12 protein-coding genes are annotated in these 12,245 nt (G+C 29.0%); 9 read left to right on the top strand and 3 right to left on the bottom strand.

Going from position 1 to position 12,245, the window contains the following annotated elements; all coding sequences use genetic code 11:
• Positions 1–3 precede the first annotated feature (3 nt).
• Positions 4–426 (bottom strand): DMT family transporter, encoded by a 423-nt coding sequence (locus EJL03_RS08795; protein WP_125153590.1) that lies wholly within the window; start codon positions 424–426, stop codon positions 4–6.
• Positions 427–539: 113 nt separating this feature from the next.
• Between EJL03_RS08795 and EJL03_RS08790 the strand changes: the two genes are divergently transcribed.
• The 5 genes from EJL03_RS08790 (at position 540) to EJL03_RS08770 (ending at position 5,099) form a co-directional block, all read left to right on the top strand.
• Positions 540–1,232 (top strand): cyclic nucleotide-binding domain-containing protein, encoded by a 693-nt coding sequence (locus tag EJL03_RS08790; protein WP_125153589.1) that lies wholly within the window; start codon positions 540–542, stop codon positions 1,230–1,232.
• A gap of 298 nt (positions 1,233–1,530) precedes the next feature.
• The gene (locus tag EJL03_RS08785; protein WP_125153588.1) at positions 1,531–2,022 is read left to right on the top strand and encodes a hypothetical protein; all 492 of its coding nucleotides are present in this window, start codon (positions 1,531–1,533) and stop codon (positions 2,020–2,022) included.
• Between the two features lie 123 nt (positions 2,023–2,145).
• Complete coding sequence (locus tag EJL03_RS08780; protein WP_125153587.1) at positions 2,146–3,069, top strand: acyl-CoA dehydratase activase-related protein; 924 nt, start codon at positions 2,146–2,148, stop codon at positions 3,067–3,069.
• Positions 3,041–4,138, top strand: a complete 1,098-nt coding sequence (locus tag EJL03_RS08775) for a 2-hydroxyglutaryl-CoA dehydratase (protein ID WP_125153586.1) — start codon at positions 3,041–3,043, stop codon at positions 4,136–4,138. Before EJL03_RS08780 ends, EJL03_RS08775 begins: the two co-directional genes overlap by 29 nt.
• Entirely contained in the window at positions 4,119–5,099 is a 981-nt protein-coding gene (locus EJL03_RS08770) for an acyl-CoA dehydratase activase (RefSeq protein WP_125153585.1), read from the top strand. Before EJL03_RS08775 ends, EJL03_RS08770 begins: the two co-directional genes overlap by 20 nt.
• A 179-nt stretch (positions 5,100–5,278) precedes the next feature.
• Here the strand turns inward: EJL03_RS08770 and EJL03_RS08765 are convergent, their stop codons facing one another.
• A complete protein-coding gene (locus EJL03_RS08765; RefSeq protein ID WP_243108692.1) occupies positions 5,279–6,583 on the bottom strand; it encodes a VanW family protein in 1,305 nt (434 codons plus the stop codon).
• Positions 6,584–6,979: 396 nt separating this feature from the next.
• Here EJL03_RS08765 and EJL03_RS08760 point away from each other — a divergent pair, with 396 nt between their 5' ends.
• The gene (locus EJL03_RS08760) at positions 6,980–7,714 is read left to right on the top strand and encodes an MBL fold metallo-hydrolase (protein ID WP_125153583.1); all 735 of its coding nucleotides are present in this window, start codon (positions 6,980–6,982) and stop codon (positions 7,712–7,714) included.
• Positions 7,715–7,893: 179 nt separating this feature from the next.
• Here EJL03_RS08760 and EJL03_RS08755 read toward each other — a convergent pair whose 3' ends face one another.
• Positions 7,894–8,898: a patatin-like phospholipase family protein gene (locus EJL03_RS08755; protein WP_125153582.1), complete on the bottom strand. Its 1,005-nt coding sequence runs from the start codon at positions 8,896–8,898 to the stop codon at positions 7,894–7,896.
• A gap of 191 nt (positions 8,899–9,089) precedes the next feature.
• Here EJL03_RS08755 and EJL03_RS08750 point away from each other — a divergent pair, with 191 nt between their 5' ends.
• The 3 genes from EJL03_RS08750 to EJL03_RS08740 all read left to right on the top strand — a co-directional run bounded on the left by EJL03_RS08750 (position 9,090) and on the right by EJL03_RS08740 (position 12,159).
• Complete coding sequence (locus EJL03_RS08750; RefSeq protein WP_243108687.1) at positions 9,090–10,322, top strand: PLL family lectin; 1,233 nt, start codon at positions 9,090–9,092, stop codon at positions 10,320–10,322.
• A 254-nt stretch (positions 10,323–10,576) separates the two neighbouring features.
• Entirely contained in the window at positions 10,577–11,458 is an 882-nt protein-coding gene (locus EJL03_RS08745; RefSeq protein ID WP_125153581.1) for an SDR family oxidoreductase, read from the top strand.
• A 197-nt stretch (positions 11,459–11,655) separates the two neighbouring features.
• A complete protein-coding gene (locus tag EJL03_RS08740) occupies positions 11,656–12,159 on the top strand; it encodes a DUF4352 domain-containing protein (RefSeq protein WP_243108686.1) in 504 nt (167 codons plus the stop codon).
• The last annotated feature ends 86 nt before the right edge of the window (positions 12,160–12,245 follow it).

Raw genomic sequence — 12,245 nt, 5'->3', positions numbered from 1 at the left:
CCCCTAATAAACCACCATTACAACTAGTCCAACGAACACTAACAAAAATCCTACTATCTTCTTTTTCTCAAATCTAATAACTTCTCTATTAAATAATCCGAAATGGTCTATTATTACGGAAGCAATAAGTTGTCCAAATAAACCTAAAGATAAAGTTAATGAGGCCCCTATATGGTTAAAGGCTAAATTATTAAAAAGTACTGTAAAAACACCTATAGCTCCCCCACTAAAAAGATACAGTGGTATATTTTCCTTTATCTTTATTTTCTCTCTTTTTAGTATTAATATTAAACTAATAGATATAAGTCCAACAATATGAATAATTAATACTGATTTATAATCTCCTACACCTTTGGATAAAACTCCATTAATAGCTACCATTATAGCAATTAAAATACCTATTATCCCTGCACTTAATTTATACATAACTACTCCCCATTCCAATTATTTTGCTGTAATAAGGTTACCATATAAGTATATTAATAAATAGGACATATGTCATAGTTTTCGAAAATATTCAATGGAAGCGAGGTGGTATTTTGAAAAAAGTTCATGACAAAAATAAATTATTATACTATATAAAGAAATATGATATGAAAAATATATTCCAACAAGATATGACAAGTTATATGGAGCTGCACCTATTTGATAAAAATGAGTACATTTGTAAAGACAGAGAACTTCTAAATTATTTTTATTTTTTAGTTAGTGGTAAAACTAAGGTTTATAATTTATTGAAAAACGGTAAATCTATTTTACTTAGATTTTATAGACCCTTAAATGTAATTGGAGATATTGAATTTGTAAGTAATAGCCACACAAGTTCAAATATTCAGGCTGTGGAAAAAACTTTGTGTATAGCAATTCCTATAAATACTTTAACAAAATATGCTTTAAAGGACACTGTTTTTCTAACTTATATAATAAAAAGCTTAGGAGATAAATTAGAAAAAAACTCAAGAGCAAGTTCTATAAATCTTTTATATCCTTTAGAAAATAGGCTTGCTAGTTATATATTAGCTACTTCTTCTAAAGACTCAAACTCAAATATAGAAGGAATTTCTACATATAAGTTAACAGAAATGGCAGATCTACTTGGAAGCAGTTATAGACACCTTTTAAGAACTATAAATAAATTATGTAAGGAGCAAATCATAGAGAAATGTGACCATTGTATAAATATATTAGATATAGATAAATTAACTATATTAGCTGGGGATTTGTATAAATAATTATTGAAAAAAGTCTATACCATATTTATTACTAATCTACCTTAAAAAATTTTCACTAATACCATGATAAAATTTATTGTCTTTTGATTATATAGTGCATAAGATAAATTATAAAATATATTTTAATGAAAGTTAATGTCTTTGCATTATATCATGTGCATAAGATAACTTATAAAATATATTTAATAAAAGTTAATGTCTTTGCATTATATCACATGAACATAAGGGGAATTTTCATATAATATTTTAATAAAAGTCTCATATAATTTAGTAATAGTACTGATTAGATGGGAAGTGTATGGCTAAAAAAAATCATAAGAAAAATACTTCTAAAGATAATATTTTTGATGAAATTACTTCCAATTATAATTCCTTTAATAAAAGCAATGATACTGAAAATACTTGTAATGAAAACACATCTACTACTGAAGATACAAATTCTTGTAATATTGATATAGATGAAGCCCTTAATAAAGCCTATACTAAAATTCAAACTTTAAATTTACTTAGAGATGAACTGATTAGATTAGAAATAAATCCCAAAGGAAGGATTTACTTTGATAATAATATATTCCCACTTCTCACTACTTTATATCAGCTTAGCTCTACATCTGTTAGCTTGGCTAATTCAATTAATGTGTTATCCACATCCTACCTGGTTAATCCTAAGGATTCGAAACTTAAGGATACAATAAAGCTTATATATAATATAAATAAAGAATGTGATGATATTTATTGTGTATTAAAAAGAAAAGTTGAATGTTTGTTAGATATAAGTTGTAATCAATAAAAGTGATTATAAAGCAAAGATGTTTTATAATCACTTTTTATCTTTTAACTGAATAATATTTTTCTATATGGCTAAAATTTCAAATATCGGAGAATTTTTTATTAACTATTAAGGAGATTAATTATGCGAATTGGTATACCCAAAGGATTATTATATTATAAATTTTACCCATTTATTATTACATTTTTTAAAGAACTAGGAGCAGAAGTTATTGTATCTCCTGACACAAACAAAGAAATATTAGACCTAGGTACAAAGTATTCAATAGACGAAGCCTGTCTTCCTATCAAAATATTCCATGGTCATGTTGCTTATTTAAAGGATAAATGTGATATTATACTTCTTCCTAGAATAATGCAGCTTCGAAAAAACGAATATATATGTCCAAAATTTTGTGGTCTTCCAGAAATGGTTATAAACACAATTCCTAATATGCCTAAAATTATTAGTAAACCTATATATGCTTTTTCTAAAAGATCCTTAAAACCATGGATTATAGAAGCAGGACTTTTAGTTACTAAAAACTATTTTAAAATTATAAAAGCCTACAGTCAGGCTATATTGGTCCAAAAAAACTACCACTGCGGGGTAAATGACTTAAATTACCCTCTTAATATAGCCCTAGCAGGACACCCCTATAATATTTACGATGAGTTTTCAAATATGAATTTAATAAATAAATTAAATAAGCTAGGGGTGGGAGTTATAACAGAAGAATTTGTAGATAATACTTTAATAGATAATGAAGTAAGTAATTTATTTAAAAGACCTTTTTGGACCTTTGCTAGAAACTCTTATGGTTTTTCCACTTATTTAGCAAAAAATAATAAAATTCATGGAATTATATATTTATCCTCCTTTGCTTGCGGAACGGATTCTGTAACCATAGAGCTTATTAAAGATAAACTTAAGGATTTTCCAATTTTAATACTAAAAATTGATGAGCATACTGGTGAGGCAGGTTTTGATACAAGAATTGAAGCCTTTGTGGATATGCTCCAAAGGAGATGTGATTTAAATGAAGCTAACCTTTCCTCATCTAGGTAACGCAAGCTTTGCTGCAAAAGCAATTTTTGATGGTTTAAACATAGATTATGTAATTCCACCTTTAAGCAATAAAAAAGCTTTACAGATAGGTGCATATTATTCCCCTGAGGAAATGTGTCTACCATTTAAAATTATTTTAGGAAACTATATTCAAAGTATAGAAAGTGGTGCAGATACAGTGCTTATAACTGGCAGCTGCGGACCTTGTAGGTTTGGAGAGTACTGTGAATTACATATGAATATACTAAAAAAATTAGGCTATAATGTAGATTTTATTGTTATAGATTATCCAAAAGATATTGGGATAAAGGAGCTTTTAAATAGGATTAGCAAAATTTCCTCAGAAAGTCCTATAAATACAAAGGATAAGTTTAAAACTCTTTATTATGCAAATAAAGTTGTAACTTTAATGGATAGAATAGAACAAAAGACTAGATATTTAGCAGGCTATGAAATAAATAAAGGAGAATGTAAATTATTACTTCATAAATGTAAAAGTGATGCCTTTGAATGTAATTCTCCACAAGAAATGGTCCAATTGTTAAAAAAATACGAAGGTGCTGTGGATAATATAAAAATAGATAAGAACAAAAATCCTTTAAAAATAGCTATTATAGGAGAAATATATACCATACTTGAACCATTTTCAAACCTATATATAGAAGATAAGCTTATGGATTATGGTGTTTCAACTAAAAGATATCTTTATCCTAGTTGGTGGGTTAAAGATGCAGCATTAACTCCATTAAAACTTAATTCCTTAAGTATAAAAAATGCATCTCGAAAATACCTTCCTTATTACATAGGCGGTTTTGGAAGAGAGTGCGTTGGAGAAGCTGTTCTTTCCCAAAAGCAAGGACTACATGGTGCTATACAAATATTTCCTGTAGGTTGTATGCCAGAAATTGTTTCTAAATCCATACTTCCTTCTATATCAAAAGATAAGGATTTCCCAATTATGTCCCTTATTGTTGATGAAATGACAGGAGAAGCTGGTTTTGTAACTAGAATAGAAGCATTCTTAGATTTACTTGAAAGGAGAAAAGATTATGTATTATATGGGGGTTGATGTAGGCTCTGTAAGCACTGATATAGTGCTAATAGATGAAAATTTAAATATAGTAGAAGATCTATATTTAAGAACAAAAGGAAAGCCTATAAACGTAATTCAACAAGGTTTTAAAATATTAAAGGATAAATATAGTGACCATATGATAAAGGCTGTTGGAGTAACTGGTAGTGGTAGAAATGTATCTTCATTTTTAATTGGTGCTGATGCAGTAAAAAATGAAATAACTGCTCATGCTGTTGCCGCCCTTTACGAAAACAAATCTGTGCAAACCATAATAGAAATAGGTGGTCAGGATTCTAAAATTATCATACTAAGAAATGGTATTGTAACTGATTTTGCAATGAATACAGTATGCGCCGCAGGTACAGGATCCTTTTTAGATAGGCAGGCAGAAAGATTAGATATTCCAATTGAAAATTTTGGAAATTTTGCACTAAAATCTAATACTCCAGTTAGGATTGCAGGACGCTGCGCTGTATTTGCTGAATCAGATATGATACACAAACAACAGCTGGGATACAGTCAAAGTGATATAATAAGGGGTCTTTGTGAAGCCTTGGTTAGAAATTACTTAAACAATGTAGCAAAGGGAAAAGAAATTAAAGGTCCTATATTCTTCCAAGGCGGTGTAGCATCAAATACAGGTATACGAAAAGCTTTTGAAAATATCCTTAAAGAAAAACTTATAATTCCTAAAAACCATAAAGTTATGGGAAGTATTGGAGCTGCTTTAATTGCTAAAGAAACTTTAGAGAAAAATCATAAAAAAACTAGCTTTAGAGGCTTTAGTATTGCAGATTCCACTTTTGTATCTAAAAGTTTTGAATGCACTGGTTGTTCTAACAATTGTGAAGTAGTAAAAATACTAGATAATGATACTTTAGTTGGTTGCTTTGGTGATAGATGCGGTAAATGGAGTAATCATAATGCTACCAATAAAAATTACCCTTGTGCTTAACCATAAAATCCCTGTGCAAAATGCACAGGGATTTTTAATTTCTCTTTTCTATATTAAAATTAAAAATTAAAATAAAAAGTCATCAATAAATATCCAATTTATAATTCCTTAAAGACTGTATTATTAAAAAGCCTTTTAAATAATAATTCTTGCCCTACTATATAAACATTTAATAATCTTTATTGCTCTTTATACACGTCTGTACTTACTAATATTTTAGAAGTTTGCTTACCATTTTCATAAGTAACTTTATAAACACTAACTTTATTACCATTTACCTCATTTACAAGATCATATCTTCTATTTGTTAAACTTGAATTTGAGTATATATTAAAAGTAACTGTCTTATTATTTATTACCCCTTCTATATATATAGGATATGGTAAAGTATTTTTAAATTTATAATCTATGTTTCCATAGTCTACAGTAGCATCCATACCAAGAGGTACATAAGTAGATGCAAATGTATGATGAGTTCTTTCTGTAGGAAGTATGTTTGCTCTTAATATTGCATTGTATAGTGTACTAGATACTTGACAAACCCCTCCACCAAAATCATCTACAAACTTGTCTCCAACAATTACTTTAGCAGGTTTATAACCATTTTTTTCTCCTCTTTCTCCAGTGGTATCGTTAAAGCTAAAAGTCTCTCCTGGCATTACAAGTTTTTTATCTATAGTCCTTGTACATAACTCTATATTTGTAGATCTATTTGAATTAGATGTGGTATAACTTGTAGGGAAGCTAGATATTCTAGTATTTATAGTTTTTAAAACATCTGCTGTTACATTTGGTTTAACTTCCTTTACTATAGCTTTTATAGATATATCTCCCTTAGAATTTATATCCATATTTTTGTCTATTTGCTTTTTTATGTTATCCTTATCTACTTTTCTTCCAGATTGTTCTGAAGTTACATTAAAGCCTTCTCCAACCTTTGTTATTGTAGCATCTACAGCATTTTTATTATTCTCATTTTCTATTTGTTTAATAAGTTTGTCTACTTCCGCTAAGCTGTATTTATATTTTAAATCTAATTTCATGGGTTTGGGTTCTCTTATAGCTTTATATCTTTCAAATGCACCCTTATCTTTTTCATAATTAAAGGCAGTATTTACCACCTCTTCGAAATTATACTGCATGTCAAGTTTAGAAAAGTTTAATGAATATTTTTTATCATTTACAGTTATATTTATATTTCTCTTCAAATTTCCGTTCTTATAGTTTTGTGATAATATTGTTAATGCCTCATCTTTTGTCTTACCACCGATATTTATATTATTCACATAAACATTAGGATATACTAGGTCATTGTACTTGCTTAAAGTCATATACATACTTATTCCTTTTGTTATAGCAGTTACCACTAATGCAAAAATTAAAATGCTTACAATTATAATAGGCATTTTTTTCTTATTCTTACTTTTTCTCTTTTTCCTTCTGCTATTTTGTGTACTTGTTTCAGTATTAGTTTCTAATAGCATATCTTTCACTTACCTTTCCAAAATAAATTCGCTACTTTTCCTTAATATGTAATTAAATGATTGCAAAAAATAAAACTTAGACGCATTTATTGTATTACAATTATATAATATATCATATTTTATTTTAATTAGTAACAAATAAGTTAAAAAAATTAAAAACTTAATATATTTAATATATTCTACATTAAATATATTAACATACAACAATTTAAAAATCTTATTTGTAACAGTTTATTTATAATTTTAAGAATATATTAAGTTTTATTACGATAATCTTCATATTTGTTATATATGTTTAAGATTGAAATTTAATCTTTCTTATACTATACTTTATTCAGTGAAAATCTTAATTACTCTTAATTTATCACTATTTTTTAAACAAAAGGTGGTTTTTATATGAATAAATTTAAAGCAAAGATACACTATCTATACCATGATGGATTTGCAGTTGAAACAAAAAATCATTTTTTAATTTTTGATTATTATAATAATACCCCTAAAAATGATAAAAGAAGTCTAGAAAATGGAGTTATAGACTTTGAAGAACTTAAAGATAAAAAAAATATATTAGTATTTTCATCCCATCATCATCATGACCACTTTAACCCTCTTATATTAGATTGGGTAAAATATAATCCTAATATAAAGTATATACTAAGCAGTGATATTACTGTTCCTATATATAAACCTAACTATAATATCGTATTTGAAAATAAAGAGCTTAGAATTGACGATGTATTAATCAAAACTTATGGTTCCACAGATATAGGCGTTTCCTATTTAGTTTTTGTAGATGGCATATCTATTTTTCACGCAGGAGACCTTAACTGGTGGCATTGGAAAGATGACCCCATGGAAGAGCAAGTATCATCTGAATTAAACTTTAAAAAGGAAATTCATAAAATAATGGATGAACAAGTAGACATTGCTTTTTTTCCTGTGGATGCAAGACTTGAAGAGTTTTACTATATAGGTGGAAAATACTTTATCGAAAAAGTAAAACCTAACTTATTTATTCCCATGCACTATTGGGATAATACTTATATAACAAAGAAATTCCATGATAAAATAGAAAAAACTTCTACTAATATAGTGGAAATATCCTGCAGAGGACAACTTATTTATTTTTAAAATATACCTTTATATATTTGTAATAATAAATAAGTTAAATATATTAATAAACAAAATTCATTTAAGTAAAAAGTAAAGGGATTCCCTCTACTTTTCACTTATTATTATCTAAACTACTTTTAATGATATAACAATAGAAAATCTATTACTATCTTCACCTCTTTTCTTTAGGAAAAATTCTAAACAAGTTTCTTATGTCCATATTTTTTTCTTAAAGATAAATACATTGTATACCTACTACTAAAACCATTTAAGAATTCTAAAGCACAACTTTCTCCACATCTATATAATTCCATTGCCTTGTCTTTTGAAATATTAAATTCTGTAGCCTTCACCCCTAAAGTATCTATCTCTAGGGTTCTTAAACTATTAATATTTATAACATCCATATCTATGGCACTTTTAAGTGATGTTTCAACTACAGCTTTACTATAATTAATTATATTAGTCACTTTATTTTTTTTATTATCTTTTTCTTTGTCCACAAGTTTAAATCCTATGGTAGGCCAAGTTGGTTCAATGCCGTTATCAAACAACCATACAGGATAATTACTTAATAATCCACCATCTACCATAAAATATTTCCATCCATCTATAGAACTTTTTATCATTACTGGTTGAAAGAAATAAGGAATACTAATACTCATTCTTACCGCTAAACTTACCTCCAATTCATCTGGCTCTATACCATAATCTTTAATATCCTCAGGTAAAATAATCATCTTTTCCCTGGTAATATCCGTAGCTATTATGTGAAGTTTATACTTTCTTTTATATTTTTTATTATTAATAAGTATGCCAAATTCATTTGGAATGATTAAATCCTTAAATTTTACTTTTCTATTCAACTTCAGCTTCTTTTGGAGCATAGTTTCCATCCAATTTTCTATATAATTTCCTTTATATAATCCTTTATTAAAAATAATATTGTTAAATGGAGTTATTCCTGGTATATTTAGTCCTCCCCTATCCTTCATTTTGCTATAATCTAAACTACTCATCATACCTTTTATTTCATTTGCACAATAACCTACAGATAAAAGAGCCCCTACTATAGAACCAGCAGAAGTTCCAGCTATATTTCTAAAATTATACCCATGGTTTTCCATAACTTTTAATGCACCTGCAAAACCTATAGCTTTAACTCCTCCCCCTTCAAATACCGCATCCGCTACTTTCTTCATATATCCCCCTCCATTCAATCTTATTTAAAAGTTTTATAAATTATAATATTAATTCCCAGCTTATCTAATATATAAATATGTGCCAATTTGATTACTGTTCATTATGTTTTTATACTTAACTTTTTTAAACATATAGTAACAAATTACAATAAATTGAATATTATATAATTAGTATTGTATGGAGGCGTATTATGTATAATTGTCCTTTTATGAATTCATCTAACTGTATGTGTAATGGATGTAATCCATGGATGTGGTACTATTACTGGAATTTTATGAATTATGGTAAGCCTTACCATTATAATTATAACTACAATAAACATTATCCTATGAATTACAGATATCTAGATGAAGATTTGGATAGTGAATTTATAAACGAAATAGAAACTAATAGCTACTTAGATAATGACTATATAAATGACATGGAAGCAAATAATTACTTAGATGACTACTACAATGATACTTTAGAAACTAATAATTACTTAGATGACGAGTACATGGATGCAGTAGAGACTAATGGTTATATAGAGGACCCTCTTTTATATGAAGATTCCTATGATGACACATTAGATGACTCTAGACAGGAAAATATGATGATGCCAAACCCTGGTTCCCTAAGATGGCGTCCTTGGGAAACACTACCTGGTAGAATAACCTCTGGTCCCGCAGTATCCTCTTGGGCAAGAGGAAGACTAGATTTATTTGCAAGAGGTACTAAAAATGAATTAATTCACAGCTGGTTTGCCAACGGAAGATGGTATAACTGGGAGGACCTTGGAGGAATTTTAACCTCATCACCAGGAGCAGTGTCCTGGGGTCCAAATAGAATAGATGTTGTTGTAAGAGGAACAGATAATTCCATGTACCACAAATGGTGGGATGGCTCTAGGTGGAGTGCCTGGGAAAATCTAGGTGGAAAGTTAACCTCTGCTCCTTCAATCTGTTCATGGGCAGCAAATAGACTTGATTGTTTCTGCCGTGGAACAGATAATCAACTTTATCATAAATGGTGGAATGGCTCTAAGTGGAGTGATTGGGAAGCTTTAGGTGGCCAACTAACCTCCGCTCCAGCTTCAGTATCTTGGGGGCCTAATAGAATAGATGTTTTTGCTAGAGGCGTTAGAAATACTTTAATCCATAAGTGGTGGAATGGTTCTAGATGGAGTGATTGGGAAGACCTCGGTGGTTATCTAACTTCAGCTCCTTGCGCTTCTTCAAGAGGAAATAACAGAATAGACGTTTTCGCTAGAGGAAGAGGAAACAATTTAATATATAAATATTGGAATGGTTCTAGATGGAGTAACTGGGGCGGCTTAGGCGGCTACCTAACTTCTGAACCTACTTCCGTATCTTGGGACAGAAATAGAATAGATGTTTTTGCTCAAGGTAGAAACAATTCTGTTATTCATAGATATGCTTACTAGTTATTAAAATATAATAAACCCAATTTAAACCCTCCCCTCTATTATGATTAATATCATAATAGAGGAATTTTTTTTTTATAAAATACTAATACTAAAATTATTAAAAGATTTCTTATCTTTAGAGAAAATCCCCCCTTCTAAAGTTTTAGAAATGGTTATCCTAAGGCGTAGTGGCTCTTTACCTTAATCTAAAAGATATAAGCATTAGAGCCAGCAATTAACCAATAAATATTATAAAGAAAGAAGGCTTTAAAATGGATGAAAATTTAAACTTTATAAATAGTTTTCCTAAATCTTTAAAAGGTCAGCACCAAACAAAACATCCTGGTATAGAATCTGCTATGAATCCTAGACCAATTTTTGATAACCCAAACTATATAGCCTCCTCAAAACTAATAAATAAAGTAGCTTTAATAACCGGTGGTGATAGCGGTATAGGTAGGGCCGTTGCAGTTGCCTTTGCAAAGGAAGGAGCGGATATTTCAATAGTATATTATGATGAACATGAAGATGCTAAAGAGACTCAAACAATAATAGAATCTCTTGGTAAAAGGTGCCTTCTAATACCTGGCGATATTACAGATGAAAACTTTTGTAATAAAGCCATAGCTGAAACTGTAAAAAGCTTTAATAAACTAGACATACTTATTAATAATGCAGGGGTTCAATATGTACAAAATAGTATAGAAAACATAACAAAAGCTCAATTAGAAAAAACCTTTGCCACAAATATATTTAGTATGTTTTATTTAGTAAAAGCCGCACTACCTCATCTATCTCAAGGTTCTTCTATTATAAATACGACTTCCATTACAGCATATAAGGGAAATGAACTTTTAATTGATTATTCCGCAAGTAAGGGTGCAATAGTTGCATTTACTCGTTCCTTAAGTCTCTCCTTGGCACCTATTGGTATAAGAGTAAATGCAGTAGCTCCAGGTCCAATATGGACTCCCCTTATACCCTCATCTTTTGATGTAACAGAGGTTTCAAAATTCGGTTCTAATACTAAAATGGGAAGGCCTGGTCAGCCTGTGGAACTATGTTCAGCCTATGTATATTTAGCCTCTAGCCACGCCTCTTATGTATCAGGTGAAGTTATACATATAAATGGAGGACAAATCATAAACGGGTAAAATACTTAATCAATTATAAATAAGTTAATTATTATTATTTAAGTAAAAATAATTAATTATTGTTATTTTGTTTTAATTTGTTATTAATATTTATAATTTGCAAAACATTGTAAAATTTGTTATAATTACAATGATTATTTTACAGGGGGGAAACATACATGACAAACAAAAAGTTTTTTTAAAAAAAATTGTGTTTTATGCTTCTAACACTTATTATGGTTTCAAGCTTAACTGCTTGTGGTGGAAAAGATAAGGCAGAAAAAGCTGATTCTAAAGCCACAGCAACAGAAGAAAAGAAAGATGAACCTAAAGTATTTAAAGTTGGTGATGCAATAAAACTAAAGGACTTCAAAGTAACTGTTAACAAAGTTTATACAGTTAAACCATCAGATATACTTAAGCCAGAAGAAGGTAATGAATTTTTTGCAGTAGATTGTACTATTGAAAACACATCAAAAGAAAAACAATCAATTTCTTCTATGTTAATGTTTAAGGTTGTGGACAAAGACGGGAGAGACTGTAAGTATTCTTTAACAGGTCAGTCTGCCGCTGATGCTGGTCAATTAGATGGAGAACTAGCTGTGGGTAGAAAAATGACTGGTGTTTATGTAGTTGAAGTTCCTAAAGGTCAAAAAGATTTAGAATTAGTTTTTGATGCATCTTTATTAGGTGGAGAACAAACTATAGTTAAACTTAGATAGAATTTAATATATAAAGTAATATTTATAAATACTTTATAAAAAAGAACTGAGAAAGTAAAAAATTACTTCCACAGTTCTTTTATTTT

Source organism: Clostridium rectalis, assembly GCF_900626095.1.
Taxonomy (GTDB): Bacteria; Bacillota; Clostridia; order Clostridiales; family Clostridiaceae; genus Clostridium_AS; species Clostridium_AS rectalis.
The sequence above is the reverse complement of the archived record's forward strand: the minus strand, read 5'-3'. Positions and strand labels throughout refer to the sequence as shown.

Coding starts and splice junctions, on each gene's coding strand:
- EJL03_RS08795 (WP_125153590.1), bottom strand. CDS start 426: ATGTATAAATTAAGTGCAGGGATAATAGGTATTTTAATTGCTATAATG.
- EJL03_RS08785 (WP_125153588.1), top strand. CDS start 1,531: ATGGCTAAAAAAAATCATAAGAAAAATACTTCTAAAGATAATATTTTT.
- EJL03_RS08780 (WP_125153587.1), top strand. CDS start 2,146: ATGCGAATTGGTATACCCAAAGGATTATTATATTATAAATTTTACCCA.
- EJL03_RS08775 (WP_125153586.1), top strand. CDS start 3,041: ATGAAGCTAACCTTTCCTCATCTAGGTAACGCAAGCTTTGCTGCAAAA.
- EJL03_RS08770 (WP_125153585.1), top strand. CDS start 4,119: ATGTATTATATGGGGGTTGATGTAGGCTCTGTAAGCACTGATATAGTG.
- EJL03_RS08765 (WP_243108692.1), bottom strand. CDS start 6,583: ATGCTATTAGAAACTAATACTGAAACAAGTACACAAAATAGCAGAAGG.
- EJL03_RS08760 (WP_125153583.1), top strand. CDS start 6,980: ATGAATAAATTTAAAGCAAAGATACACTATCTATACCATGATGGATTT.
- EJL03_RS08755 (WP_125153582.1), bottom strand. CDS start 8,898: ATGAAGAAAGTAGCGGATGCGGTATTTGAAGGGGGAGGAGTTAAAGCT.
- EJL03_RS08750 (WP_243108687.1), top strand. CDS start 9,090: ATGTATAATTGTCCTTTTATGAATTCATCTAACTGTATGTGTAATGGA.
- EJL03_RS08745 (WP_125153581.1), top strand. CDS start 10,577: ATGGATGAAAATTTAAACTTTATAAATAGTTTTCCTAAATCTTTAAAA.
- EJL03_RS08740 (WP_243108686.1), top strand. CDS start 11,656: ATGCTTCTAACACTTATTATGGTTTCAAGCTTAACTGCTTGTGGTGGA.